A 25,203-nucleotide genomic window follows, 5' to 3' on the forward strand; every position below is an offset into this window, starting at 1 on the left:
ACAAGCAGGCGGCCGTGAAAGCAAAGAGGCGCAAGACGGGCAGGCTGTCTGAGCACTTTCGTTTGGGCCGGATAGCGTTAAACAAGCCACGCGCACTCCCTTCGCGATGTCTTGCTTGCCCGTAACTGTCTCTTTGCTCCTTAGCTGAAACGATACAAATTATGTTGATAAATAGCTCGTTTTGTGTGCAAAAACTCAACGTCTTTCATGAAAACTGCGATGAAATTCGTATTTTTATCGCGCTATTTCGTCAAATACTCACCCGGTGAAGCTCATCACATTTCTTTAACCTGCTTAACAGTAGATTTTCCTTGCTTAGAAAAAAATCGATTCAGCTAAAGGGGAAGGGAAATGAAAAAGGCATGGGTGATGGCGGTGTTTTCGGCCCTGATTTCAGGACAGGCGGCGGCGCAGAGTTGGGTGCTGACCAGCGCTGAAGATGGCGTGGAGAAAGGAAACTGGAAGATTTCGAGCGAGGCGCTGAAGGTGAAGGATAAAACGTTCAGCATTGAGCAGAAAGTGTTGCACGGCGGCAAGCAAGAAGGCAGCAAAGTCGTCATTATCCGCAGCGAGGATGGCCTGACCATCACGCTGAGCCCCACCCGCGGCATGAACCTCCTGCGGGCAGAAGGCTTTGGCGCGAAAATGGGATGGGATTCCCCGGTCAAAGAGGTGGTCAATCCCGCCTTTATCAACCTGGAAAGCCGCAATGGGCTCGGCTGGCTGGAAGGTTTCAACGAGATGATGGTGCGTTGTGGCTATGAGTGGACCGGTCATCCGGTGACCGAAGGAGGGCAAATGTACACGTTGCACGGCAAAGCGGGCAATACGCCGGCCTCGCGGGTTGAGGTTGAGGTCGCGGATACGGCGCCGTATGAAATTCGTGTTCGCGGCCTGATCAAAGAGAGCACATTCAAAAAAGCCGATCTGCAAACCCTGACCGAATTGCGCTATGTGCCCGGCAGCAACAGTTTCCGCCTGCATGATGTGTTAACCAACCGGGCGGATTATCCCCATGACTACCAGATTATTTATCACAGCAATTTCGGCGCACCGATTCTGGAAAATGGCGCCCGCTTCCTGGCGCCGATGGCCAGCATCAGCCCGTTTAACGACTATGCCAAAGCCGGGCTGAAGACCTGGGCAACCTATGCCGGTCCAACCAAAGGGTTCGATGAAATGGTCTTTAACATTAAGCCATTATCGGATCCGAATCATCAGACACTGGCGGCGCTGGTCAATAACGCGGGCGACAAAGGGGTGGCGATTCAGTTCGATACCCGCCAGTTGCCCGTCCTGACGCTGTGGAAGAATACCGATACGTTAAAACAGGGGTATGTCACGGGGATTGAGCCGGGCACCAGCTATGCCTACCCGGTCACTATCGAGCGCGAACAAAAACGCGTTAAGCAGCTGCAGCCAGGCGCCAGTGCGCAGTTTGATCTGACCTATACCTTGCTGCACAGCAAAGCGCAGGTGGCGGATCTGGAGCAGAAGATTGCGGATATTCAGGGCAAGGTAAAAATTGATGAGAATGACGCGCCGATAGCCAAAGAGTAACGCTGCCTGTCGATGCATTTAGCGTTAAAGCAAAAAGCCCGCTTAAGTTTCCTTAAGCGGGCTTCTCTAAATATGGCTCCTCTGACTGGACTCGAACCAGTGACATACGGATTAACAGTCCGCCGTTCTACCGACTGAACTACAGAGGAATCGTGTGAACGGGGCGAATAATAGCGGGGCGCCTGGGGTTTGTCAAAGCGCTAAACTGCAAAAAAAGTGCGTTTGCTGAGGGAATGAGCACCTTGCGCTGTTTTTCGGCATTTTCCATCGCTATGCGTTGATTTTTGCATCCCAAATCGTTTTGACGCCGCTTGCACACGCCTTTGCACGGCGATGGTGCAGGGCCGTTCTCCCTCCCATACTTCCTCTCGCGTTAGCCGTATTGCCCAGTCCCCGGCTAACGCCGCCACACGCCGCGCCGCAACTGATATGTAGGATGAATAAGCAAACAATATGTATTCGTCGTCACAATGGCTGGATTTTTGCTTACCCATTTTTGGGGAATGCGACTGCGCTCTCAAGAAAATTATTTTCCCCGTCTACACATAAAGTGACTGATCCGCGCCCCAGGGCGTTTCGCTACAACAGTGCTGAGGAAGATAACAATGTCATCGAAATTGATAAAAAGTCCGCTCGCTGCTTTGCTCATCGGTTGTTTAGGTACGGCGTTTTCCGCGCAGGCCGATATTGTCATCGGCGTCGCTGGGCCGTTCTCCGGGCCGAACGCCACTTACGGCGATCAGTATTGGCGCGGGGCTTCGCAGGCGGCGGCGGATATCAACGCCGCCGGCGGCATCAAAGGGGAAAAAATCAAGCTGGTGCAGGGGGATGACGCCTGCGAACCGAAACAGGCGGTCGCGGTCGCCAACCGGCTGGTGGATCAGGACAAGGTCTCGGCGGTGGTCGGCCACTTCTGCTCCTCTTCCACCATGCCCGCCTCCGAGGTGTATGACGAGGCCGGCATCATCGCCATTACCCCCGGCTCCACCAACCCGCAGATCACCGAGCGCGGCATGAAGACGATGTTCCGCATGTGCGGGCGCGACGATCAGCAGGGGGTGATCGCCACCAACTACATGCTGGATACCCTGAAGGCCAAACGCATCGCGGTGATCCACGATAAAGACACCTACGGCCAGGGGCTGGCGGACGCAGCGAAGGCGGCAATGAACAAGCGCGGGGTCAAGGAAGTGCTGTATGAGGGGCTGTCGCGCGGTGAGAAAGACTTCAACGCGCTGGTGACCAAGATCGCCTCGGTCAAGCCGGACGTGGTCTACTTCGGCGGCTGCCATCCGGAAGCCGGGCCGCTGGTGCGCCAGATGCGCGAGCAGGGCGTGACCGCCAAGTTCTTCTCCGGCGACTGCGTGGTGACCGAAGAGCTGGTGACCGCCGCCGGCGGGCCGCAGTACACCAACGGCGTGCTGATGACCTTCGGCAACGATCCGCGTCAGATCGCGGAAGGCAAGGCGGTGATCGCCAAGTTCCGCGCCAGCGGTTTTGAACCGGAAGGGTACACCCTCTACTCCTATGCCTCGATCCAGGCGATCGCCGCCGCCTTCAACGCCACCGGCGGCAAAGACAGCGCCAAGGCCGCCGAATGGCTGAAGTCGCACGACGTCGACACCGTGATGGGCAAAAAAGCCTGGGATCAGAAGGGCGACCTGAAGGTCTCGGACTACGTGGTCTATCAGTGGGATGACAAGGGCAAATATCACCAGCTTTGAACAACCCAATACTGACGTTGTGACTCTATGACAGACGGGCTCGCCGCCCTGGCGAGCCCGTTCCGCGATGACCTTTGGGCCGCGTCGGACTGCGTTGGCGGCCTTACCAGGCGAGACTGCTCATTATGGATGTATTCTTTCTGCAACAGCTGATCAACGGCCTGACCCTCGGTGCGGTGTATGGCCTGATCGCCATCGGCTACACCATGGTTTACGGCATCATCGGCATGATCAACTTCGCTCACGGCGAGGTGTACATGATCTCCGCCTACCTGTGCGCCATCGGTTTGGCGCTGCTGTCGTTCTTCGGGCTGCACTCGTTCCCGTTGCTGATCCTCGGCACGCTGGTGTTCACCATCGTCATCACCGGGGTGTACGGCTGGGTGATCGAGCGCATCGCCTACAAGCCGCTGCGCAACTCCACCCGCCTGGCGCCGCTGATCTCCGCCATCGGCATGTCGTTAATCCTGCAAAACTACGCGCAGATAAGCCAGGGGCCGCGCCAGCAGGGCATCCCGACGCTGCTGAGCGGCGTGTTCCGCCTGGAGTTCGACGGCGGCGTGGTGCAGATCACCTACACCAAGGTGTTCATTCTGGTGGCGTCACTGCTCGGCATGGCGATCCTCACCTACATCATTCAGCGTACCCGGCTAGGGCGCATCTGCCGCGCCACCCAGCAGGATCGCAAAATGGCCTCGATTCTCGGCATCAATACCGATCGGGTGATCTCGCTGGTGTTTGTGATCGGTGCTGCCATGGCCGGGCTGGCCGGGGTGCTGATCACCATGAACTACGGCACCTTCGATTTTTACGTCGGCTTTATCATCGGCATCAAGGCCTTCACCGCCGCGGTGCTGGGCGGCATCGGCTCGCTGCCGGGCGCGATGCTGGGCGGGCTGCTGCTCGGGGTGGCGGAGGCGCAGTTCGCCGGCATGGTGAACTCGGATTACAAGGACGTGTTCTCCTTCGGGTTGCTGGTGGCGATCCTGATCTTCCGTCCGCAGGGGCTGCTCGGCCGGCCGCTGATCGCCAAGGTTTAAGGAGAACGCCATGTCGCAATCCGTGATCAACGGCGGGCTGGACGTTAAACGCAGCCTGCTGGACGCCGTCTTGGCCGGGCTGATCGCCCTGATCGTGTTCGGGCCGATCGTCGGCATCGTGCTGAACGGCTACAGCTTCAACTTCGAACCGCACCGGCTGGTGTGGATTATCGTCGCGGTGATGGTCGGGCGGCTGCTGCTGAGCCTGTTCCTGCAAACCGCGCCGGGGCGCAGAGTGCTGGCGCGCTTCGACGGCGGCAACGACGGCGTCTACGTACGGCCGCTGGGCGATAAATCCAACCTGCGCTGGTTCCTGCCGCTGATGGCGGCGATCGCGCTGCTGTTCCCGTTCGTCGCCACCAAATACCTGCTGACGGTGGCGATCCTCGGCCTGATCTACGTGCTGCTCGGGCTGGGGCTGAATATCGTGGTCGGGTTGGCGGGGCTGCTCGATCTGGGGTACGTGGCGTTTTACGCCATCGGCGCCTACGGGCTGGCGTTGGGCTACCAGTATCTCGGGCTGGGGTTTTGGGCGATGCTGCCGCTGGGGGCGCTGATGGCGGCGTTGGCGGGCGCGCTGCTGGGTTTCCCGGTGCTGCGCATGCACGGCGACTACCTGGCGATCGTCACGCTCGGGTTCGGCGAGATCATCCGGCTGGTGCTGAACAACTGGATGTCGCTCACCGGCGGGCCGAACGGCATTTCGGTGCCGGCGCCGACGGTGTTCGGCCTGGAATTCGGCCGGCGCGCCAAAGACGGCGGCGTGCCGATCCACGAGTTTCTCGGCATCGATTACAACCCGAATCTCAAGTTCATTTTCATCTACGCGGTGCTGTTTTTGGTGGTGCTGCTGGTGCTGTACATCAAGCACCGGCTGACGCGCATGCCGATCGGCCGCGCCTGGGAGGCGCTGCGCGAAGATGAGATCGCCTGCCGCTCTCTCGGGCTGAACCACGTGCTGGTGAAGCTGTCGGCGTTTATGCTGGGCGCCTCCACCGCCGGGCTGGCGGGGGTGTTTTTCGCCACCTATCAGGGCTTTGTCAATCCGACCTCGTTCACCTTCTTCGAGTCGGCGCTGATCCTGGCGATCGTGGTATTGGGCGGCATGGGGTCTACCCTTGGCGTGGTGCTGGCGGCCTTCGTGCTGACGGTGGCGCCGGAGCTGCTGCGCAGCTTTGCCGAATACCGGGTGCTGTTGTTCGGCGTGCTGATGGTGGCGATGATGATCTGGCGGCCGCGCGGGCTGGTGCGCATCAGCCGCGCCAGCTTTGCGGAACGCAAGGGGGTGGCGCCATGAGCGACGCCATTTTGCGGGTGGAACACCTGATGATGCGCTTTGGCGGCATCAAGGCGCTGAACGACGTCAATCTGGAGGTGGAGCGCGGCTCCATCACCGCCCTGATCGGCCCCAACGGCGCCGGCAAGACCACGGTGTTCAACTGCCTGACCGGTTTTTACCGCGCCACCGGCGGCGCGATCCTGCTCAATACCCACAAGCGGCCAACCGATGTGATCCAGGTGCTGGGGCAGAAGTTTCGCGCCGGTGATTGGATACGCCCGAAGCGGCTCGGTTCGCGCCTCTATTACAAGATGTTCGGCGGCACCCACCTGGTCAACCGCGCCGGGCTGGCGCGTACCTTCCAGAATATCCGCCTGTTCCGCGAAATGTCGGTGGTGGAGAACCTGCTGGTGGCGCAGCACATGCAGAGTAACCGCAACCTGATCGCCGGGGTGCTGAATACGCCGGGCTACCGCCGGGCGGAAAGCGCCGCGCTCGATCACGCCTTCTACTGGCTGGAGGTGGTAGATCTGGTGGACTGCGCCAACCGGCTGGCGGGGGAGATGTCCTACGGCCAGCAGCGGCGGCTGGAGATCGCGCGCGCCATGTGCACCGCGCCGGAGATGATCTGCCTCGACGAGCCTGCCGCCGGGCTGAACCCGGTGGAGACGGCCACGCTGAGCCGCATTATCCGCTTCCTGCGCCAGCATCACGGCATCACGGTGCTGCTGATCGAGCATGATATGGGCATGGTGATGGAGATCTCCGATCGGGTGATCGTGCTCGATCACGGCGACGTGATCGCCCGCGGCACGCCGCAGGAGATCCAGCACAACGAGGCGGTGATCGCCGCCTACCTGGGCGCGGACGAAGAGGAGCTGGCGGGATGAGCGAGGCGATGCTGGAATTTCGCGAAGTGGACGTGTTTTACGGGCCGATCCAGGCGCTGCGCAAGGTGTCGCTGCAGGTTAACGCCGGGGAGACGGTGGCGCTGATCGGCGCCAACGGCGCGGGCAAATCCACGCTGTTGATGTCGATCTTCGGCCAGCCGCGCATCGCCGGCGGGCAGATCCTGTTTGGCGGCGAGGACATCAGCCGCCGCTCCACGCACTTTGTTGCCAGCAGCGGCATCGCGCAGGCGCCGGAAGGGCGGCGCATCTTTCCGGACATGAGCGTAGAGGAGAACCTGCTGATGGGCACCATCACCGTCGGCAATCGCTACCTGGAGGAGGATTTGCCGCGCATGTTCGAGCTGTTTCCGCGCCTGAAAGAGCGGCGCAACCAGCGGGCGATGACCATGTCCGGCGGTGAGCAGCAGATGTTGGCGATCGCCCGCGCGCTGATGAGCCGGCCGAAGCTACTGCTGTTGGACGAGCCGAGCCTGGGGCTGGCGCCGATCGTGGTGCGGCAGATCTTCGGCGTGCTGCGCGAGCTGACCCGCAGCGGCATGACGCTGTTTCTGGTGGAGCAGAACGCCAACCACGCGCTGAAGTTGTCCGATCGCGGTTATGTGATGGTCAACGGCCAGATCCGCCTCACCGGCAGCGGCCAGGAGCTGTTGAACGATCCGGAGGTGAGAAAGGCCTATCTGGGCGGCGGCTGAGCGCCGCCCCACGGGCAGGGATGCCCACGTTCATCCCTCGATGGCGCTTCGTTCTTGATCATCGTAGCGCGAGCGGGCCGCTCTGAAGGAGCCGGCGGAGGAGATAATCCACGACCAGAGCGGCAGCATGTTGAGCAGCATCTCTTCCCCCGCGTCGGTGATGGTGTAAACCACGCGGGGCAGTTTTTCCTGATAATCGCAGCGCGATATCAACCCGTCCCGCTCGAGATGGCGCAGCGTCCGCGTCAGCATTCTCTGCGTCACGCCCGCTAATTGGCGGCCTATCTCGCCGTGGCGCAGCGGCCCGTGGGTACCCAGGAGATGCAATACCCCCAGCGACCAACGGTTGCCCGCATGCGCGAGGATCTCACGCTTTAGCCCTTCATCGTCGTTGCTCAATGCTTCACAGAACGCCTGTGAAAATTGCAGCAGCGCTTCCCGATCGTTCGTCATATTCCTCTCCGGTATCACGCGTGTACCTAATTGAACCCGTTTTTGTCAGCTGTCAGGATGGCGCAGTGTCAAGACAGGAGGCAAGAATGAAATCCACAAATCCATCTATCAATACCGTGCTCATCCTCGGCGCCGGTGAACTGGGGCTGCCGGTATTGCGTGCGATGAGCCGGCAGGCTCGGTTACACCATGCTTTAAAAATCAGCGTGCTGCTCCGGCCGGAGGCCGCCCGCGCCGTGAGCGGCCCGCATCGTGCGCGGCGGGATGCGCTGGCGCGGCTCGGTATCGCCGTGGTGGAAGGCGATCTGCAGCAAAACGGCGTGGAGGCGCTGAGTGCGCTATTCCGTTCCTTCGACGCGGTGATCAACTGCAGCGGCTTTGTCGGCGGGGTGGGCACGCAGATAAAGATCACCCAGGCCGTCTTGCAAGCGGGCGTGGCGCGCTACTTCCCGTGGCAGTTCGGCGTGGACTACGATGTTGTCGGCAAAGGCAGCGGGCAACAGGTGTGGGATGAACAGCTCGAGGTGCGTCACCTGTTGCGTGCGCAGAAGACGACGGAGTGGGTGATTGTTTCCACGGGCATTTTCACCAGCTACCTGTTTGACTCGGGCTTTGGCGTGGTGGACGCGGCAACCAAAACGGTGCGCGCGCTGGGCGACTGGCGCTACGCGGTGACGCTGACCACTCCCGCGGACATTGGCCGGCTGACGGCCGCGATTTTTTTCCATCGGCCCGCGTTTCGCAACCAGGTAGTCTATATCGCCGGGGACACGCTGACCTACCGCGAGCTTGCCGATGTCATGCAGGCGCACTGGGGCGTTGAGGTCAACAGAGTCTTGTTGGACAAAGAGCGGCTGCAGGAGGAGGTGCGGAACCATCCGCGCGACGTCGGCGCCAAATACCGGCTGGCTTTCGCCCGCCCCGACGGCGTGGCCTGGGATAAGGCGAAAACCTTCAATGCGCGCCAGGGCATAGCCACCACCACCGCCGAGCAGTGGCTGGCGCAGCAATGGCCGATCTCTCAGGACGGTTAGTCGCCTGAGCGCCGGAATCAGAACTGGCGCTGCATCCAGCGCACGTTCAGCCGCACCAGGGCGATGATGGCGCTGGAGAGCAGCCGCAGCCCGCCGGGCATGTCGCGGCGGCGGATGTCCAGCAGCAGCACGGTGCGCACCTGCGGGCTGTCGTTCCACACCTCGTGTTCGAAGGTATCGTCCCACAGCATGAACTCCCCTTCGTGCAGCCGGTATTCGCGGCCGTCCACTTTCAGCACCGCCGCGGGTACGCCGTCGGCGCGTTTGGGCATGTCCAGCACCAGATAGCCGCGCAGAATGCCGCGAAACGGCCCGCGGTGGGGCGGCACCTGCTTGCCGGGCGCGAGGAAGGAGAGCGAGGCGGACAGTACGTCCGGCGACGAAGCGATCAGCGCCGCCAGCGTCGGGCAACGCGCCAGGTTGCGGTCAATCGGCTGGCCGTAGGCCTTCATGATGAACATGCGCCAGTCGCGCGCGTCGTTGGCGGAGATCGATTCCTGCTGGATCATGATCTCGTGAAAACGGGGAATATTGTGCAGATCGTGGGCGACGGTCAGCGCCTCTTCGCGGATCTGCCGCCATTGAGCGGTGAAACGTTCGGCGTCGGGGAACAGCGAGGCGCTGTCGAGCACTGGTTTGCCCTGAATGCGGCGATCGTAAACATTGCGCAATGCGAGCACGGACCAATCATAAATCGCAGACATAATGACCTCGCCTCAGAAAACGCCAAAGGGACACTGCGCGCGGTTCTTCGGCGCGGCGCGTCCTGTGTGGCGGCCGGAGGGGAAGAGCGGCAGGAAAAATTGGTACGCTTCAAGAGATTAGCACAGCATTTGTGCAACCGTGTGTCTGCGAATGTGTCGAAATGCGGCGAAAAAAACCACACAATTAAAGTGTGACGCGTATCGCATTTAGCGGGCCGGTTGGTTAAAATATCGCTACTTGCCCGCACCTGTCCGGATTTTGTTTACCATGGAACACGCTCCCGTTTCGCGCTCAACCGCCTGGTTGCGCGTGGTTATCCTCGCCGTCTCGGCCTTTATCTTCAACACCACCGAATTTATCCCGGTCGGTCTGCTGAGCGATATCGCCGCCAGCTTCTCGATGCAAACCGAACAGGTCGGCCTGATCATTACCATTTATGCCTGGATCGTCGCCGCCGCCTCGTTGGCGTGCATGCTGCTGACCAGCAAAATTGAGCGCCGCAAGCTGCTGATCGGCGTGTTCATGCTGTTTATCGCCAGCCACGTGCTGACCGCCGTGGCCTGGGACTTCACCACGCTGGTTATCTCGCGCGCCGGCGTGGCGCTGGCGCACTCGGTGTTCTGGTCGATCACCGCCTCGCTGGCGATCCGCGTGGCGCCGCCGGGCAAGAAAGCCCAGGCGCTGAGCCTGCTGGCGGGGGGCACCGCGCTGGCGATGGTGCTCGGCCTACCGCTCGGGCGGGTGGTGGGGCAGTTGCTCGGTTGGCGCATGACCTTTATCGGCATCGCGGTGTGCGCCACCCTGGCGCTGGTGCTGCTGTGGCGCCTGCTGCCGGTACTGAAAAGCGAACATTCCGGCTCGCTGGCCAGCGTGCCGCTGCTGTTCAAACGCCCGGCGCTGGTGGCGCTGTACATGCTGACTATCATCGTGGTGACGGCGCACTTCACCGCCTACAGCTACATCGAGCCGTTTATCCAGACCGTGGCCGGGCTGTCGGAGAATTTCACCACGCTGATGCTGCTGCTGTTCGGCGCCGCCGGCATCGTCGGCAGCCTGCTGTTCAGCCGCTACAGCGAGCGTTTTCCTTCCGGCTTCTTTATCGGCGCCATCGTGCTGTTGGCCTTGAGCCTGCTGCTGCTGTTGCCGGCCGCCGGCAGCGAAAGCCACCTGACGGTGCTGTGCATCTTCTGGGGCATGGCGATCATGGCCATCGGCCTGTCGATGCAGGCCAAAGTGCTGAGCCTGGCGCCGGACGCCACCGACGTGGCGATGGCGATCTTCTCTGGCCTGTACAACTTCGGCATCGGCAGCGGCGCGCTGCTGGGCAACCAGGTGAGCCTGCATCTGGGCATGGGCAACATCGGCTTCGTCGCCGCGCCGTTGGCGCTGATCGCTCTCGGCTGGTGCCTGCTGAGCGTCTATCGCAGCGAACGGCTGCAGCAGCACCACAGTCGTTAATCCACCGATTCGGGATGCCGCTGCGGCATCCCGCGCTGCATTTTCCTGCTATAAAACAGGCCGCTGCAGCGTTTTATGCTTAACTTTTTTTCATAGTCTGCTAATTAAAAATTTAACTCCGACGCCGCTTCGCTAGCATAGAAAGTCATCAAAAATGTTAATGCGAGGTTAACGGTGAGTGAATCTGTAGCGGCGTCGCCGATCCATGCGCGGGATTTGGCGGCCAGAATTGACGCCTTGCCCGCGTCGGCCGGCCTGTGGCGCTTTATCATTCTGCTGTCGCTGGGCGGCTTTTTCGAACTCTACGATCTGTTCCAGACCGGCTATATCAGCACCGGCCTTATCGCCGACGGCATTTTCCACACCGGCGCGCAGGGCGTCTTCGGCGTATCGGATCAGGCGGCCTTTGCCTCCGCCACCTTTCTCGGCCTGTTCGTCGGCGCCAGCCTGCTGAGCCCGTACGCCGATCGCTTCGGCCGGCGTGCCACCTTTATGTTCGCCCTGATCTGGTATGGCGCGTTCTCGCTGCTGCTGGCGTTTCAACAGCAGGCGGAATGGGTGATCTTTCTGCGTTTTCTGGTGGGCGTTGGGCTCGGTATCGAGCTGGTGACCATCGACACTTACCTGACGGAATGGGTCCCCGCGCACTTGCGTACCCGGGCTTTCGCCTTCGCGTTCTTCGTGCAGTTTCTGTCGGTGCCGGCGGTGGCGCTGATGTCCTGGTGGCTGGTGCCGCAGACGATTTGGGGCCTGAGCGGCTGGCGCTACGTGGTGATCGCCGGCGCGCTGGCCTCACTGGTGATCTGGCTGGTGCGCAAGGGGCTGCCGGAGTCGCCGCGCTGGCTGGTGCAGCAGCGGCGCTATGCTCAGGCCCGGCAGGTGATGCGGGACATGGAACGGCGCTGCGGCGTGGCGGTCACGGATTTTCCGTCGCGCCCGGTGGACGATGCCGAGGGGGCGCCGCTGCGCGGCCGCTTTCGCGACATCTGGGCGCCGCAGTATCGCGATCGCACGCTGATGCTGGTGGTGATGAACTTCTTTCAGGCCATCGGCTTCTTCGGCTTCGGCAACTGGCTACCGGCGCTGCTGTCGGGCAAGGGCGCTTCGGTCACCCACAGCCTGCTGTACGCTTTCTTCATCACGCTGGCTTACCCGCTGGGCTCGCTGCTGTGCAGCTTCTACGCCGACAAGATGGAGAACAAGTGGCAGATCGTGTTGTCCTGCCTGGTGACGGTGATCTTCGGCTCGCTGTTCGCACTGCAGAGCAACCCGCTGTGGCTGATCCTGTGCGGTTTCTTCATCACCTGGTCCAACGCCTGGCTGACCTACAGCTACCACTCTTACCAGTCCGAGATTTTCCCGACCCATATCCGCGCCCGCGCCGTCGGCTTCTGCTACTCCTTCAGCCGGCTGTCGACGGTGTTCAGCAGCATCATCATCGGCATTATCTTGCAGTACGGCGGTTCGTTGGGGGTGATCGCGTTTATCGTCGCCAGCATGCTGATCGTGATGCTGGTGATCGGGCTGTTCGGCCCGAAAACGCGCGGCATCGATCTGGAAAACATCTGACGTTTTGCGCCGGCGGTGACGCCGGCTTCTTCAGCAAAAAAATTCGCGATCATGCGAAAATTATTCCGTTATCACTGCCTTTGCGCCTGCCGTACTGTTAACCCGTACAAAATCCAATTCGATACCGAGCGGGGAACACGTCATGAGCACCCTTACCGCGCCCGATGGCGCACGCATTTTCTATAAGGATTGGGGCCGCGGCCAGCCGATCTTGTTTTCTCACGGTTGGCCGCTGTCCGCTGACGCCTGGGACAACCAGCTGCTGTTTTTCGGCCAGAGCGGATTCCGCGTGATCGCCCACGATCGCCGCGGCCACGGCCGTTCCGATCAAACCTGGCACGGCAACGACATCAACCAATACGCCGACGATCTGGCTCTGCTGATCGAAACGCTGGATCTGCGCGATCTGATCCTGGTCGGCCATTCCACCGGCGGCGGCGAAGTGGCGCGCTACATCGGCCGTCACGGCAGCGATCGGGTGGCGAAGGTGGTGCTGGTCGGCGCCGTGCCGCCGCTGATGCTGCAAACGCCGGTCAACCCTGAGGGCACGCCGATGGCGGCCTTCGACGGCATTCGCAGCGGCGTGGCGGGCAACCGCTCGCAGTTCTTCAAAGATTTGGCGGTGCCGTTCTATGGCCTCCACTGCGACGAGGTGGAGAGCAATGCGGGGCTGATCGACCACTTCTGGCTGATGAGCATGCAGGGCGGCGTGAAAGGGCAGTACGAGTGTGTGCGCGCGTTCTCCGAAGTGGATTATACCGCCGATCTGCTGGCGATCGACAAGCCGACGCTGCTGGTGCACGGCGATGCCGATCAGATCGTGCCGATCGGTGCCTCGGCGCTGAAAGCCGCTAAGCTTATGCAACAGGCGGAGCTGAATGTTTACGCCGGCGGTTCTCACGGTTTGGCGCAGGTCGATCCCGATCGCTTCAACGCCGATCTGCTGGCCTTCATCCAGAATTCGCCGTTTTAAGGGGGCGCGATGAACCTGACTGCTATCGCCGCCCGCTGCGTACAGCGGCTGCATGCGCCCGCGGTGCGCTGGCTGCTGCTGCTCGCGATTTGTACCGCCTATATTCAGGGCGGATTGGTCAAGGCGTTGAACGTTGAGGGCGCCATCGCCGAAATGACCCACTTCGGCCTGCAGCCGGCGGCGCTGTTCGCCGTGCTGGTGACGCTGCTGGAACTGGCGGCGTCGGCGCTGATCCTGAGCGGCTTTTATCGCTGGCTCGGCGCGTTGGCGCTGGCCGGTTTTACCCTGATGGCGACGCTGATGGCCAATCCGTTCTGGCAGTTCGACGGGGCGGAGCGCGGCCAGATGATGAACGGATTTTTTGAACACCTCGGGCTGGCCGGCGCGCTGTTGCTGGTGGCATTTAACGATTTGAAGGAGCGAACGGATGGCTGAACAGACGGAAAACAAGGCGGCGGCGGGCGGCTTCGCGCCGCTGAAAATCCCATTATTTGCGGTGCTGTGGGGTGCCACGGTGCTCGGCAACGTCGGCAGCTTTATGCGTGACGTCGCCAGCTCGTGGCTGATCACCGACCTGTCGAGCAACCCTTCGGCGGTGGCGCTGATGCAGACCGCCGCCACGCTGCCGGTGTTCCTGCTGGCGATCCCGGCCGGGGTATTGTCGGACATCCTCGATCGGCGACGCTTTCTGATCTTCGTGCAAATTCTGCTGGCCTGCGTCAGCGGCAGCCTGTTGCTGCTGTCGCAGACCGGTGCGCTGACGGTGGAATACCTGCTGGCGCTGACCTTCGTCGGCGGCATCGGCGCGGCGCTGATGGGGCCGACCTGGCAGGCGATCGTGCCGGAGCTGGTACCGCGCACCGAGCTGAAAAACGCCGTGGCGCTGAACTCGCTGGGCATCAACATCGCCCGTTCCATCGGCCCGGCGGCCGGCGGTCTGCTGTTGGCCAGCTTCGGTGCCGGCGCGGCCTACGGCGCGGACGTGATGAGCTATGTGCTGGTGATCGCGGCGCTGCTGTGGTGGAAGCGGCCGAAGGCCGAGGACAGCGGGCTGTCGGAGCATTTCTTCGGTGCCTTCCGCGCCGGCCTGCGTTATGCCCGCTCCAGCCGCGAGCTGCACGTGGTGCTGCTGCGGGCGGCGGTGTTCTTCGCCTTCTCCAGCTCGGTTTGGGCGCTGTTGCCGCTGGTGGCGCGCCGCATGCTGGGCGGCAGCGCCGGTTTCTACGGCGTTCTGCTGGGGGCGGTAGGCGCCGGGGCGATCCTTGGGGCTATTGTGCTGCCGCGTCTGCGCCAGCGGCTGAATGCCGACGGGCTGGTGTTGCTGGCGGCGGTGCTCACCGCCGTGGTGATGGCGGCCCTGTCGCTGGCGCCGCCGCAGTGGCTGGCGGTGGTGCTGCTGCTGGTGCTGGGCGCCGGCTGGATTATCGCGCTGACCACGCTTAACGGCGCGGCGCAGGGCGTGCTGCCCAACTGGGTGCGTGGCCGTGGTCTGGCCATTTACCTGATGGTGTTCAACGGCGCGATGGCGGCGGGCAGCCTGCTGTGGGGACTGGTGGCGCAGGAGCTGGGCGTGGCCGCCACGCTGCTGGTCGGCGGCGTCGGCCTGTTGGCGGCGGGGCTGCTGTTCCACCGCCTGCGTCTGCCGACCGGTGAGGCCGATCTGCAGCCGTCGAACCATTGGCCGGAGCCGTTGGTTAACACGCCGGTTGAAAACGATCGCGGCCCGGTCATGATCCAGGTGGAGTACCGCATCCGCGAACAGGACCGGCCGCAGTTCTTGCGCACGCTGCTGATGCTGGAACGGGCGCGCCGCCGCGATGGCGCTTACGCCTGGGGCATCACCGAGCATACCGGCGATCCGGAATGCATCATGGAGTGGTTCCTGGTGGAGTCCTGGGCGGAGCACCTGCGGCAGCACCAGCGGGTGTCGCACGCCGACGCCGACCTGCAGCAGGAGGCGCTGCGCTTCCACATTGGCCCTGAGAAACCGGTGGTGCATCACTTCCTGTCGCTCGACCGGCGTCAGGTGAAGCATTAACTGCACGGCCAGGCGGCGAGAAGGTGCTATGCTTTTGGTCGGTTCGGCGGCGCGGCCGCCGTAAGACGAATGTAGTCAGCACAGGGAGACACATTGATGACGGCACCTTCTGCTTTTGCCCGCGAGCTTGGGCTGCGCTATCCGATCGTTCAGGGGCCGATGAACGGCGCGTCGCCGCCGGCGTTGGCGGTGGCGGTGAGCAACGCCGGGGCGCTGGGATCGTGCGCGGCGGCGCTGTTTTCACCGGCGGTGATCCTCGAACGGGTGCAGCAGATCCGCGCGCAGACCGCCGCGCCGTTCAACATCAATCTGTTTCTGCTCGATGAGCAGCACCCGGATCTCGCCGAGCTCAAGCGCGCCCAGCACCTGCTGCGGCCGTTCCGCGAAGCGCTGGGGCTGAGTGAGCCGCCCATGCCGATCCAATTCGCCGAAAACAACCGCGACCAGATCGCGGCCCTGTTGGAGGCGGCGCCGCCGGTGGTCAGCTTCACCTTCGGCGTGCTGCCGCGCGCCACGGTCACGCAGTTCAAGAAGGCCGGCTCGCGGGTGATCGGCACCGCCACCACGGTGGCGGAAGCCCGCGCCTGGGAAGAGGCGGGCGCCGACTTCGTGTGCGTCTCGGGCGCGGAGGCGGGCGGCCACCGCCCGACCTTCCTCGGCGACATTGAGCAATCCTGCGTCGGCCTGATGGCCCTGCTGCCGCAGGTGGTGGCGGCGGTGAAGATCCCGGCGATCGCCGCAGGCGGCATCATGAACGGGCGCGGCATCGCAGCGGCGCAATTGCTGGGCGCGCAGGCGGCGCAGCTGGGCACCGCGTTCCTGTGCAGCCCGGAGTCGGGCATCGCCGAAGCCTGGCGGGCGGCGCTGCGCAACGCCGGCGATGACAGCACGCGCCTGACGCGCGCCTTCAGCGGCCGCCCGGCGCGCGGCATCGTCAATGATTTCATGCGGCAGATGCGCGCGGAAGAGGCGCAGATCCTGCCTTATCCGGTGCAGAACGCGCTCACCGGCGATATCCGCCAGGCGGCGGCCAAGGCCGGGCGCGGGGAGTTTATGTCGCTGTGGGCCGGGCAGGGCGTGGGCCTGGCGCGGCCGATGCCGGCGGCGGAGCTGGTCGCCACCCTGGCGGCGGAGCTGGAAGCGGTGTGAGCTCGTCTGCGCGATTTATTGCTGTGGCAATGTAAAAAGACGCCGGGGTGAGGCCTGAGAAGAGATGAACAGTCCGGCGTAAAGGCCGGACTGCGGGTTTGCCTTGGCTAGACGAGAATATCGGCGGAAGCGTCGACATGCCCAACGATTTTGACAAGGAAATCAGGTAATTGATTGCCGGAGAGATTGATGGCCAGATCGGTGACATTCTGCTGCGCGTCATAATTCAGCGCCGCTTCATACAACGAGCCGCTTAAACTATCCACGAAGTGCAGCTCGCTCCCGTCGGCCTTAGCCGTCTGGTTGAGCCACGACAGATCGATTTTATCCACCGCCGTCTGGAAATCGCGGATCCAATCCGGCGCGGCGGCTTGGCTGTCGCCGGCTTCGCGGAAGACGAAGGTGTCCGCGCCTGCATTGCCCCAGAGCTGATCGGCGCCGCCGGCACCGTAAATGATGTCGTTGCCTGCACCGCCTTTTAGCGTATTGTTCAGCGCGTTGCCCACTAAAATGTCTGCGCCGCTGCCGCCGATGATATTTTCAATCTGCGCGCCGTAGGCGATGGCGATATTTGCCTTCAAGCCGCCCACATCAGAGAATGCGCCTTCGTTAATGTTGATGCGCTGATCCTGGCTGTAGCCTGAAAAATCCAGCGTGTCATTGCCGCCGGCATCCCAGATAGCCGCCACGATTTTGTCCGTGGACGCCTTAACGCTCAGAAAGTCTCTGTCCGTATTCGAGTTGAAACCATAGGTGGTATCGCCGGTGCGCGTGGTGGTATTCGCGCCGTAAAGCTTCTGTATGGCGGTAATATCATCCAGCTGCGGCCCTGATGGCCAAACGCCTTTATAGTCAGCGCTGGTGTATTGTTCGTTAAAATAGCTCATCAAAGAATATTGATGGTCGTCTTCATAATACTTCGCCGAGTTGGCGTAGGTGGGGTAGGTGGCATTTGACGCATCATAATTGCCGGGATGAGAAAGCCCCAACGCATGCCCTATTTCATGAGTCAGCGTATCCCTGGCGTAGTTATTGGTTTGCGGATTGGAGGCGTCGTAGCCGTTATTGCCGCTGATCCAAATGGTGCTTTTGAGATTGCTCTGCGTACTTTCATACGAGGTGTAATTGCCCCCGCTGGCCGCCTTATAAAAACCAAACTTGATATCTGCATTTTTCGCGTCGTTGCCTTTAACCTCGGTGAACGTGATGTTGGCCACATCCGACCAGGATTGCAATGAAAGCTTGGTTTGGGCTTGCTGGGCGGCGGTAAGCTGCGCGGCGCCCGTCTTGTCGCTGTCGGTATAGACGGGGAAAGAGTAGGTCAAGGTAGCCGCATGGTCGGTCACGCCTTTGCCATTGGCGGAATAATGGCTCCTCAGCAGCAGATCTGAAACCTCTTGCGTGGTATATGACGGTTTACTGCTCCCCGCGTGATCGCCTCTTTCATAACGGGTTAAATAATCGGAAATCTTATCGGTCGCTAATGACATATCAAACTCCTTTGGACGTTGACAATATTGCACCTAACGCTCTATATGCTCGTACACAGGTTTGAAAATCAGGGGTAATTAATGTGATATCATTGGTTTGCCTCCTTGGTCTGGCTTGAATATTGCGTTCAAGCGGAATATATCCTTATCATTAATCACGGTGAGGAATTAATTGTGCACTGTGATTGAGTTAAAGCAGTATAAACACAATTATTTCATTAATGAGTTATTCTTATATGAATCTTTTACATAAGATATGCGTAAAAGGCGTGCTTAAATAACCAGGTGGAATTAAATTTTTATTTAATATTACACTGTAATTGGCTAGCGGAGTTTACGTGATTGATTTATCTTTTTGCTTTTATTTAGCTTTTATCTGTGAATGGCGGCGAGTACCCGCCATTGCCGCAATGCATATGGGCGGCTACTCGCCGGCGCTCGTCATTAATTGAGTACGGGATTATTAAGGGCGTCCGCGTACACCGATTAACTTACCTGATACTTAAAAACTGTAGGTGCCCTGCGCCAGCACGAAGTTCATGTTTTTCAGCCCGGCATGTTGCTGCAGGCTGTTGCTGACGTCGAAGTAGACATAGGCCACCTTGAACTGAAGATCGCTGCGCGGTGTCCAGGTCGTTTCAACCTGATACTGGTTGCCGATAAAGCGCGAGCCCTGCGCGCTGCCCTTCACCGGGCGCATTGGCCCGAGGTAGAAGGCATCCTCGCGGCGTTGCCGCCACAACGCGTCCCAGCTGAAGTCGATGGCCAGGGTTTGCCACGGCATAATCGTGACCGAAGGATGGATGGCGATCAGGTTAGCCGGCGCCACCAGCCCGTTCTCGGTCAGGTAGGGCAGCTTGGGGTACATGGCGTTAAAGGTGTTGAGCTGCCCATCGTGACCGTTTTTATCGCCGCTGGCGATGCCAATCTTGCCGCCGAAGCGCGGTTGCCAGCGCCAGTCGTTGACCGTATAGCCGGCGTGCGCCGACGCCGACCAGGCGCGGATGTCACGCTGTTCTGCGCTGCCGAACTGCCAGGCGGCTTCATTATCCCAGTCGAACCCCTGTGCCGCGCCGAAAATGCGCGCGCCGACGGTATAGCGCCGCTCTTGCCCGCTGAGCTGCGCGTAGTGGACGTCGTTATCCTCAAAGCCGAAGGTGTAGAGATCGAGCGAGGAGGCCAGCGCTGCCAGCGGCGTGGTGCCGTACAGCCCCCAGACCTTTTGGCTGTTGTCAGTATCGTCGTCGAAACTGCCGGTTTTGAGGGTGACGGGATGGCCGATAAAGGCGTCGAGGCGGTTTTTATCCTTGGCCCAACTGGCGCGGATAGCATCGAAGGAACGGCGCACGTTGGGGCCGTCGCGGGTGCCCAGCAGGTGCAGCGAGCCCAGCGCAATCTCCTGGCGGCCGATCCGCAGGGTGCCGAGGCCGTAGGCGGTGGGCAGTTTTAAGTCCACATAGCCCTGGCCGAGGTAGGCATGATCTTCGTCAGTCGGCTTGCGCCCGCGGTCGCGCGGGGTGGCCAGCGACGATCCCACCTGCACATAGGCGCCGAAATAGTCGCCGTAGTCGAGGCGCGCGCCAACCAGCAAGCGCTGCATGAAAGTGTCGTCGCGTCCGCCGTTCAGATCCCGCTGATCCGTCCATTCATAGCGCTCGCGCAGTGAACCGTCGAAAGACAACGTGGCCGCATCGCCCAACGGGATGTTTTTCCAGGGGGAAGCGGCGGGCTCCGCCGCCAGCGCGGGTAGCGTGGAGAACAGCAACAGTGCGGGTAGCGTGCGTTTCATCATGGATATCCGAAGAAAAGAGCGCGCCGCAGCGCGCCTTGGGTTTATTTAGCCGTCTGGTGAATTTCGGCGATGTAGCCGCCGGGGAAACTCACCAGCGCCGAGGCGCGGCGTTCCGCCGCCGTCGAATGCCACAGCACCTGCGCGCCGCTGGCCGTCGCTTTGGCCAGCGTGGCCGACAGATCGTCGACGCCATAGCCGGTGCGCTCATGGCCGAACGGATAAGGCAGATGCCCGTCGGTGACGAAAATGCGCGTTTTGCCGAAGTGGGAGTCCAGCTCGATCTGGCGGACCTTGCCGTTGTCGCTGCGGCCGATCGCCGTATCGCTGACCTGTTCGTCGCTCACGACCTTGCCGTGTGAGAACGCCTGGTAGCTTTTCAGGAAATCGTCGACGCGGTAGGCGGAGAGATACAGGCGGTTTTCCGGCACGCTCAGCAGCGGCTTGTAGTCAGGCGTCTTGGTGTGCCAATAGAGCTGCATGTTGACGCCGCCGGGCCATTGGATCACCGCGTCGCGGCCGATCGGATCGTTGAAAGGCGCAACCTGCACATCGGCGCCGGCGGCCCTGGCCTGCCGGATGGCGGCGTCCATATCCCTGACCAGAAAACCGTTGCGCTCGGCGCCGAACGGGTACGGGATCGGCGTTTTGAAATCGAACACCGAGAAGCTGCCGGCCGGCGTCAGTATCAGCTGGGAGTAAGTTTCGCTGGGGGTGGGCGTGACGTTGACCAGCACGCGTTCGGTACTGGTGCCGCCGAAGGTTTTCAGGATGCTGTCGACAAAGGCGTCCATCTTGCCGCGTTCGACGTAGACATGGGTGGTGTCATATTGCGGCCCCATGGCAAGAGGCGCCGTATCGGCCGCCCATGATACGGCAGGGAGCAGTAGCGCAAGGGCCGATATCCTCAGCCGACGAGAAGAAATGCCGATAATATGTTGCATGATGACCTCCAGGTAGCGGTTATTTTCCTGAGTGAAGCGTAATTCCCTATGAGCTTTCCCGTCGGCTGAAAAATAAAAACGAAAAACGCAATGTGCGTCGTGAAACATTAAATAAGGGCGATGTTCTGGCGCCTAAGCGAATATCGCGCAGGTGCAAAATATCTCTTTTTATGGGCGTGGAACGGTGGGGCGCCTTTGCCGGCTCAGCCCGCTATCGCTAAGGAATGGCGGTGGTCATGAGGCCCGCTTCGCCGCGTGTTGAGGTGAATCGAAGATAATCCATAATGGTGTTCTCCTAGATGGGATATATCGCATGAGCCAGCTGAGTTTACGGTCTTCATTGCCGTCTAAATATAAATACAGCATTAAAAGAATTGCCGCCCATCAAATTTTTATATGACTTGTTGAGTAAATACGAATAAGCGGGGAAAGAGAATATCGCGGCGCCTGACAGGGCTGACGTGGAGCGGAGGTGGTGCTGATCTCAGGGGAAAAAACGGCCTGCCAAAGCAGGCCGTTGGGGGGACGTTACGCCAGATCGAAACGATCGAGGTTCATCACTTTGTTCCAGGCGGCGACGAAGTCGTGGGCGAACTTCTCCTGCGCGTCGGCGCTGCCGTAGACTTCGGCCAGCGCGCGCAGCTGCGCGTGCGAACCGAACACCAGATCGACGCGAGTGCCGGTCCACTTGACCGCGCCGCTGCGGCGATCGCGGCCTTCGAACAGGCCGTCTTCACCGATCGGGTGCCAGGTGGTGCCCATGTCGAGCAGGTTGACGAAGAAGTCGTTGGTCAGCGCCTGCGGCCGCTGGGTGAACACGCCGTGCTGCGTGCCGCCAACGTTGGCGCCGAGCACGCGCAGCCCGCCGACCAGCACCGTCATTTCCGGCGCGGTCAGGGTCAGCAGCTGCGCCTTGTCGACCAGCAGCGTTTCGGCCGGCACGCGGTATTTGCCCTTCAGGAAGTTGCGGAATCCGTCGGCGAGCGGCTCCATCGCCTCGAAGGAGTCCACGTCGGTCTGTTCCTGCGAGGCGTCCATGCGGCCCGGGGCGAACGGCACCGTCAGGGCGAAACCGGCGTTCTTCGCCGCCTGTTCCACGCCCGCCGCGCCGGCCAGCACGATCAGATCCGCCAGCGAGACGCGCTTGCCGCCGGTCTGGGCATCGTTGAAGGCGCGTTGGATGCTCTCCAGCTTGGCCAGCGTCGCGGCGAGCTGCGCAGGTTGGTTGACCGCCCAGTCCTTTTGCGGCGCCAGGCGAATGCGCGCGCCGTTGGCGCCGCCGCGTTTGTCGGAACCGCGGAAGCTGGAAGCCGAAGCCCAGGCGGTGGAGACCAGTGCGGACACCGGCAGGCCGGAAGCCAGCACGGCGTTTTTCAGCGCGGCGATGTCCTGCTCGTCGATCAGCGGATGATCGACCGCTGGGATCGGATCCTGCCAAATCAGCTCTTCCTGCGGCACTTCCGGGCCGAGGTAGCGCGCGCGCGGCCCCATATCGCGGTGGGTCAGCTTGAACCAGGCGCGGGCGAAGGCGTCGGCCAACTCTTCCGGATGCTCATAGAAACGGCGCGAAATCTTCTCGTAGGCCGGATCGAAGCGCAGCGACAGGTCGGTGGTCAGCATGGTCGGGCGGTGTTTCTTGTTGGGATCGAAGGCGTCGGGAATGGTTTCACCGATGTCTTTCGCTACCCACTGATGCGCCCCGGCCGGGCTTTGGCTCAGCTCCCATTCGTATTCGAACAGGTGGCGGAAGAAGTCGTGGTTCCACTGGGTCGGGGTGGTGGTCCAGGTGACTTCCAGGCCGCTGGTGATGGCGTCTTTGCCAACGCCGGTGCCGAAGGTGCTGTGCCAGCCGAGGCCCTGCGACTCCAGCCCGGCGGCCTCCGGATCGGCGCCGACGTTAGACGCCGGGCCGGCGCCGTGGGTCTTGCCGAAGGTGTGGCCGCCGGCGATCAGCGCCACGGTTTCTTCGTCGTTCATCGCCATGCGGGCGAAGGTTTCACGGATGTCGCGTGCGGCGGCCACCGGATCGGGATTGCCGTCCGGGCCTTCCGGGTTGACGTAGATCAGGCCCATCTGCACTGCCGCCAGCGGGTCCTCCAGATCGCGGTCGCCCGAGTAACGGCTGTTTGGCCCGCCGCTCAGCTCCAGCCAGATCTTCTCAGAACCCCAGTAGACGTCGTCCGGCTCCCAGGTGTCGGCGCGGCCGCCGGCATAGCCGAAGGTTTTGAAGCCCATCGATTCCAGCGCCACGTTGCCGGTCAAGATAATCAGGTCGGCCCAGGAGAGGTTGCGGCCGTATTTCTGTTTGATTGGCCACAGCAGGCGACGCGCCTTGTCGAGGCTGACGTTGTCCGGCCAGCTGTTGAGCGGGGCGAAGCGCTGCTGGCCTTCGCCCGCGCCGCCGCGGCCGTCGCCGATGCGGTAGGTGCCGGCGCTGTGCCAGGCCATGCGGATGAACAGGCCGCCGTAGTGGCCGAAGTCTGCCGGCCACCATTCCTGCGAGTCGGTCATCAGGGCGTGCAGATCCTGTTTGACCGCCGCCAGATCGAGACTGTTGAAGGCATCGGCGTAGTTGAAGTCTTTATCCATCGGATCGGACAGGGGGGAATGTTGGTGCAGCGGTTTCAGGCTGAGCTGATTAGGCCACCAATCCTGATTGGTGGGGCCGTTCTGCGGTGCGGGCTGCTTGCCGCCCGAAAACGGGCATTTGCTTTCAGTTGTCATAATGCGCTCTCTGCTTCCATAAAGGTGCTCCAGCCGCCGGGCGTGGAGCGGTTAACAAGGCATGCGGGTAAGGCTTGCGTCGGGTGTTGCGCTAAATAACTGAACTCAATGGATTCGCATCGCCCCGGCCGCTAACGGGCAAAAGGCGACTCATGGCTAAGCTTAGTCAGCGGTGGCGGAGAGATAAAATAGGAATGAGTGAATATTGTGATAGCTTGCGGCGATTTATGGGTGTGCTATTGATAGTCAACACGCCGTGTTATCGGCGCCGCAGCATAACCTTGAGCACCGCGTCCGCCAGCTTGCCGAACGGCGCGCGCAGGAGGTCGGTAAAACGCCAGCGGCTCTGGATAAAGACGCCTTTGGCGTGGCTCAGCGCCCGAAATCCTTCGATGCCGTGACAGGCCCCCATGCCGCTGGGGCCGATGCCGCCGAACGGCAGATCGTCCTGGGCGAAATGCAGCAGGGTGGCGTTAACGCTGACGTTGCCGGAGGTGGTGCGCGCCAGCAGCCGGTCCCGATCCTCGCCCGGCGGACCGAAGTAGTAGAGCGCAAGCGGGCGTGGCCCGGCGTTGATAACGTCGATCGTTTCATCAAGGGCGGCGTAGGTGCGCACCGGCAGCAGCGGCCCGAAGATCTCCTCTTGCATGATCCGGCTGTCGTCGGGGGCGCCGACGATAAGCGTAGGGGCCAGCGTGTTCGGCCGTTCAGACGCCGAGTCCGGGCGGTGGCCGACCGGATGGATTTGCGCGCCGCGCGCCTGTGCGTCGGCAAGCAGCGCTTGCAAGCGGTGGTAGTGCCTGTCGTTGATGATGGCGCCGTAGTCGTCGCCGGTTGGCCCGTCGGGATAAAAGCTTTTAACCGCCGCGTCATAGAGCGCCATGAAGCTTGCCAGATCGTCCTGATGGATCAACAGGTAATCGGGCGCGATGCAGGTTTGGCCCGCGTTCGACAGCTTGCCGAACGCCAGGCTGTTAACGGTTCTGGCGGTGAGCGCGCCGGGCGCCACGACGGCGGGGCTTTTGCCGCCCAGCTCGAGCGTCAAGGGCACCAGATTTTTACCGGCCGCCTGCATGACCTGACGGCCGATCGCCGTGCTGCCGGTGAATACCAGGTGATCGAACGCCAGTGCGCTAAACCCGGCCCCGACGTCCGGCCCGCCGGTCACCACCGCGACCTCATCGGCGGGAAACAGCGCCGCCAGCATCGTTTCGATGAGGCGGCTGGTATGCGGCGTGAGCTCCGAAGGTTTCAGCATCACGCGGTTGCCGGCGGCCAGGGCGGTGGCCAGCGGGATGAAGGTCAACGAAAACGGGTAGTTCCACGGCGCCATGACGCCAATCACACCCTTAGGTTGGTATTGCACGTAGGCGCGCCCGGCCTGGTACGGCAGGGCGACGTGGCGGCGTTCCGGCTGCATGAAGCGTTTCAGATTGCGCAGCAGGTAATCGATCGCCTGAACGGTGACCAGAATCTCCAGAATGTCGGTTTCGTAAGGCGAGCGGTGGCCGAAGTCCGCGCTGACGGCCGCCGCCAGCGCGCCGCGCTGGGCCAGAATGGCGCTCCGCAGGCGGCGCAGGGCGGTTTTGCGCTGAGCGATCGTCGGCGCGCCGTCGCGCAGGAAGGCATGGCGCTGGGCGGCAAGCCGTTGCTCCATCGTCATGAGGATGT

General features: G+C 61.8%; 20 protein-coding genes and 1 tRNA gene. 13 read left to right on the top strand and 8 right to left on the bottom strand.

Features of this window, described 5'->3' with window-relative positions; translation table 11 throughout:
* Window positions 1–351: 351 nt before the first annotated feature.
* Complete coding sequence (locus RE418_RS14610) at window positions 352–1,560, top strand: aldose 1-epimerase family protein (RefSeq protein WP_060433584.1); 1,209 nt, start codon at window positions 352–354, stop codon at window positions 1,558–1,560.
* Between the two features lie 73 nt (window positions 1,561–1,633).
* Here the strand turns inward: RE418_RS14610 and RE418_RS14615 are convergent.
* Window positions 1,634–1,709: transfer RNA gene (locus tag RE418_RS14615), tRNA-Asn, on the bottom strand.
* Between the two features lie 456 nt (window positions 1,710–2,165).
* Here RE418_RS14615 and RE418_RS14620 point away from each other — a divergent pair.
* The 5 genes from RE418_RS14620 to RE418_RS14640 all read left to right on the top strand — a co-directional run bounded on the left by RE418_RS14620 (window position 2,166) and on the right by RE418_RS14640 (window position 7,206).
* The gene (locus RE418_RS14620) at window positions 2,166–3,284 is read left to right on the top strand and encodes a branched-chain amino acid ABC transporter substrate-binding protein (RefSeq protein ID WP_016927040.1); all 1,119 of its coding nucleotides are present in this window, start codon (window positions 2,166–2,168) and stop codon (window positions 3,282–3,284) included.
* 125 nt (window positions 3,285–3,409) lie between these two features.
* Window positions 3,410–4,324, top strand: a complete 915-nt coding sequence (locus RE418_RS14625; protein WP_004928592.1) for a branched-chain amino acid ABC transporter permease — start codon at window positions 3,410–3,412, stop codon at window positions 4,322–4,324.
* Window positions 4,325–4,334: 10 nt separating this feature from the next.
* Window positions 4,335–5,621 (top strand): high-affinity branched-chain amino acid ABC transporter permease LivM, encoded by a 1,287-nt coding sequence (gene livM / locus RE418_RS14630; protein WP_049209259.1) that lies wholly within the window; start codon window positions 4,335–4,337, stop codon window positions 5,619–5,621.
* Window positions 5,618–6,493, top strand: coding sequence for an ABC transporter ATP-binding protein (locus RE418_RS14635; RefSeq protein WP_025303490.1), 876 nt, complete (start codon window positions 5,618–5,620; stop codon window positions 6,491–6,493). Before livM ends, RE418_RS14635 begins: the two co-directional genes overlap by 4 nt.
* Window positions 6,490–7,206: an ABC transporter ATP-binding protein gene (locus tag RE418_RS14640; RefSeq protein WP_025303489.1), complete on the top strand. Its 717-nt coding sequence runs from the start codon at window positions 6,490–6,492 to the stop codon at window positions 7,204–7,206. The genes RE418_RS14635 and RE418_RS14640 overlap by 4 nt, the downstream gene beginning before the upstream one ends.
* A gap of 30 nt (window positions 7,207–7,236) precedes the next feature.
* Here the strand turns inward: RE418_RS14640 and RE418_RS14645 are convergent, their stop codons facing one another.
* Entirely contained in the window at window positions 7,237–7,659 is a 423-nt protein-coding gene (locus RE418_RS14645) for a helix-turn-helix domain-containing protein (protein WP_089181113.1), read from the bottom strand.
* An 86-nt stretch (window positions 7,660–7,745) separates the two neighbouring features.
* On the opposite strand from RE418_RS14645, the gene RE418_RS14650 reads away from it, so the two are divergent.
* Window positions 7,746–8,693 carry an aromatic alcohol reductase gene (locus RE418_RS14650; protein ID WP_089181112.1) on the top strand — a complete coding sequence of 316 codons (948 nt, stop codon included), beginning with the start codon at window positions 7,746–7,748 and terminating at the stop codon, window positions 8,691–8,693.
* 17 nt (window positions 8,694–8,710) lie between these two features.
* Here RE418_RS14650 and RE418_RS14655 read toward each other — a convergent pair whose 3' ends face one another.
* Window positions 8,711–9,397, bottom strand: a complete 687-nt coding sequence (locus tag RE418_RS14655) for an aspartyl/asparaginyl beta-hydroxylase domain-containing protein (protein WP_089181111.1) — start codon at window positions 9,395–9,397, stop codon at window positions 8,711–8,713.
* 268 nt (window positions 9,398–9,665) lie between these two features.
* On the opposite strand from RE418_RS14655, the gene RE418_RS14660 reads away from it, so the two are divergent.
* The 6 genes from RE418_RS14660 (at window position 9,666) to RE418_RS14685 (ending at window position 16,585) form a co-directional block, all read left to right on the top strand.
* Window positions 9,666–10,856 carry a sugar transporter gene (locus tag RE418_RS14660; protein ID WP_025303485.1) on the top strand — a complete coding sequence of 397 codons (1,191 nt, stop codon included), beginning with the start codon at window positions 9,666–9,668 and terminating at the stop codon, window positions 10,854–10,856.
* 174 nt (window positions 10,857–11,030) lie between these two features.
* Window positions 11,031–12,425, top strand: coding sequence for an MFS transporter (locus RE418_RS14665; RefSeq protein ID WP_199559651.1), 1,395 nt, complete (start codon window positions 11,031–11,033; stop codon window positions 12,423–12,425).
* A 142-nt stretch (window positions 12,426–12,567) separates the two neighbouring features.
* Window positions 12,568–13,398 carry an alpha/beta fold hydrolase gene (locus tag RE418_RS14670; RefSeq protein WP_043143107.1) on the top strand — a complete coding sequence of 277 codons (831 nt, stop codon included), beginning with the start codon at window positions 12,568–12,570 and terminating at the stop codon, window positions 13,396–13,398.
* 9 nt (window positions 13,399–13,407) lie between these two features.
* A complete protein-coding gene (locus tag RE418_RS14675) occupies window positions 13,408–13,833 on the top strand; it encodes a DoxX family protein (RefSeq protein ID WP_043143109.1) in 426 nt (141 codons plus the stop codon).
* Window positions 13,826–15,436 carry an MFS transporter gene (locus RE418_RS14680; RefSeq protein WP_049203315.1) on the top strand — a complete coding sequence of 537 codons (1,611 nt, stop codon included), beginning with the start codon at window positions 13,826–13,828 and terminating at the stop codon, window positions 15,434–15,436. Before RE418_RS14675 ends, RE418_RS14680 begins: the two co-directional genes overlap by 8 nt.
* Before the next feature lie 96 nt (window positions 15,437–15,532).
* A complete protein-coding gene (locus tag RE418_RS14685; RefSeq protein WP_049209250.1) occupies window positions 15,533–16,585 on the top strand; it encodes a nitronate monooxygenase family protein in 1,053 nt (350 codons plus the stop codon).
* 107 nt (window positions 16,586–16,692) lie between these two features.
* Here RE418_RS14685 and RE418_RS14690 read toward each other — a convergent pair whose 3' ends face one another.
* The 5 genes from RE418_RS14690 to RE418_RS14710 form a co-directional block, all read right to left on the bottom strand.
* Window positions 16,693–18,075, bottom strand: coding sequence for a serralysin family metalloprotease (locus RE418_RS14690; protein WP_089181109.1), 1,383 nt, complete (start codon window positions 18,073–18,075; stop codon window positions 16,693–16,695).
* A 502-nt stretch (window positions 18,076–18,577) separates the two neighbouring features.
* On the bottom strand, window positions 18,578–19,867 hold the full coding sequence (locus tag RE418_RS14695) for an alginate export family protein (RefSeq protein WP_089181108.1): 1,290 nt from the start codon (window positions 19,865–19,867) through the stop codon (window positions 18,578–18,580).
* A 41-nt stretch (window positions 19,868–19,908) separates the two neighbouring features.
* Window positions 19,909–20,706, bottom strand: a complete 798-nt coding sequence (locus tag RE418_RS14700; RefSeq protein WP_089181107.1) for a glyoxalase — start codon at window positions 20,704–20,706, stop codon at window positions 19,909–19,911.
* 630 nt (window positions 20,707–21,336) lie between these two features.
* Window positions 21,337–23,532 carry a catalase/peroxidase HPI gene (gene katG, locus RE418_RS14705; protein WP_089181106.1) on the bottom strand — a complete coding sequence of 732 codons (2,196 nt, stop codon included), beginning with the start codon at window positions 23,530–23,532 and terminating at the stop codon, window positions 21,337–21,339.
* A gap of 259 nt (window positions 23,533–23,791) precedes the next feature.
* Window positions 23,792–25,195 carry a coniferyl aldehyde dehydrogenase gene (locus tag RE418_RS14710; protein ID WP_089181105.1) on the bottom strand — a complete coding sequence of 468 codons (1,404 nt, stop codon included), beginning with the start codon at window positions 25,193–25,195 and terminating at the stop codon, window positions 23,792–23,794.
* Between the last annotated feature and the right edge of the window lie 8 nt (window positions 25,196–25,203).

The sequence above is a fragment of the Serratia sp. szju genome (assembly GCF_044594185.1).
Taxonomy (GTDB): domain Bacteria; phylum Pseudomonadota; class Gammaproteobacteria; order Enterobacterales; family Enterobacteriaceae; genus Serratia; species Serratia bockelmannii.

What these genes read in the sequence shown, in the direction of transcription:
- RE418_RS14650 (WP_089181112.1), top strand. Translation starts at nt 7,746, where the DNA reads ATGAAATCCACAAATCCATCTATCAATACCGTGCTCATCCTCGGCGCC.
- RE418_RS14620 (WP_016927040.1), top strand. Translation starts at nt 2,166, where the DNA reads ATGTCATCGAAATTGATAAAAAGTCCGCTCGCTGCTTTGCTCATCGGT.
- RE418_RS14695 (WP_089181108.1), bottom strand. Translation starts at nt 19,867, where the DNA reads ATGATGAAACGCACGCTACCCGCACTGTTGCTGTTCTCCACGCTACCC.
- RE418_RS14640 (WP_025303489.1), top strand. Translation starts at nt 6,490, where the DNA reads ATGAGCGAGGCGATGCTGGAATTTCGCGAAGTGGACGTGTTTTACGGG.
- RE418_RS14670 (WP_043143107.1), top strand. Translation starts at nt 12,568, where the DNA reads ATGAGCACCCTTACCGCGCCCGATGGCGCACGCATTTTCTATAAGGAT.
- RE418_RS14685 (WP_049209250.1), top strand. Translation starts at nt 15,533, where the DNA reads ATGACGGCACCTTCTGCTTTTGCCCGCGAGCTTGGGCTGCGCTATCCG.
- katG (WP_089181106.1), bottom strand. Translation starts at nt 23,532, where the DNA reads ATGACAACTGAAAGCAAATGCCCGTTTTCGGGCGGCAAGCAGCCCGCA.
- RE418_RS14635 (WP_025303490.1), top strand. Translation starts at nt 5,618, where the DNA reads ATGAGCGACGCCATTTTGCGGGTGGAACACCTGATGATGCGCTTTGGC.
- RE418_RS14645 (WP_089181113.1), bottom strand. Translation starts at nt 7,659, where the DNA reads ATGACGAACGATCGGGAAGCGCTGCTGCAATTTTCACAGGCGTTCTGT.
- RE418_RS14610 (WP_060433584.1), top strand. Translation starts at nt 352, where the DNA reads ATGAAAAAGGCATGGGTGATGGCGGTGTTTTCGGCCCTGATTTCAGGA.
- RE418_RS14655 (WP_089181111.1), bottom strand. Translation starts at nt 9,397, where the DNA reads ATGTCTGCGATTTATGATTGGTCCGTGCTCGCATTGCGCAATGTTTAC.
- RE418_RS14625 (WP_004928592.1), top strand. Translation starts at nt 3,410, where the DNA reads ATGGATGTATTCTTTCTGCAACAGCTGATCAACGGCCTGACCCTCGGT.
- RE418_RS14690 (WP_089181109.1), bottom strand. Translation starts at nt 18,075, where the DNA reads ATGTCATTAGCGACCGATAAGATTTCCGATTATTTAACCCGTTATGAA.
- RE418_RS14660 (WP_025303485.1), top strand. Translation starts at nt 9,666, where the DNA reads ATGGAACACGCTCCCGTTTCGCGCTCAACCGCCTGGTTGCGCGTGGTT.
- RE418_RS14680 (WP_049203315.1), top strand. Translation starts at nt 13,826, where the DNA reads ATGGCTGAACAGACGGAAAACAAGGCGGCGGCGGGCGGCTTCGCGCCG.
- livM (WP_049209259.1), top strand. Translation starts at nt 4,335, where the DNA reads ATGTCGCAATCCGTGATCAACGGCGGGCTGGACGTTAAACGCAGCCTG.
- RE418_RS14700 (WP_089181107.1), bottom strand. Translation starts at nt 20,706, where the DNA reads ATGGGGCCGCAATATGACACCACCCATGTCTACGTCGAACGCGGCAAG.
- RE418_RS14675 (WP_043143109.1), top strand. Translation starts at nt 13,408, where the DNA reads ATGAACCTGACTGCTATCGCCGCCCGCTGCGTACAGCGGCTGCATGCG.
- RE418_RS14710 (WP_089181105.1), bottom strand. Translation starts at nt 25,195, where the DNA reads ATGACGATGGAGCAACGGCTTGCCGCCCAGCGCCATGCCTTCCTGCGC.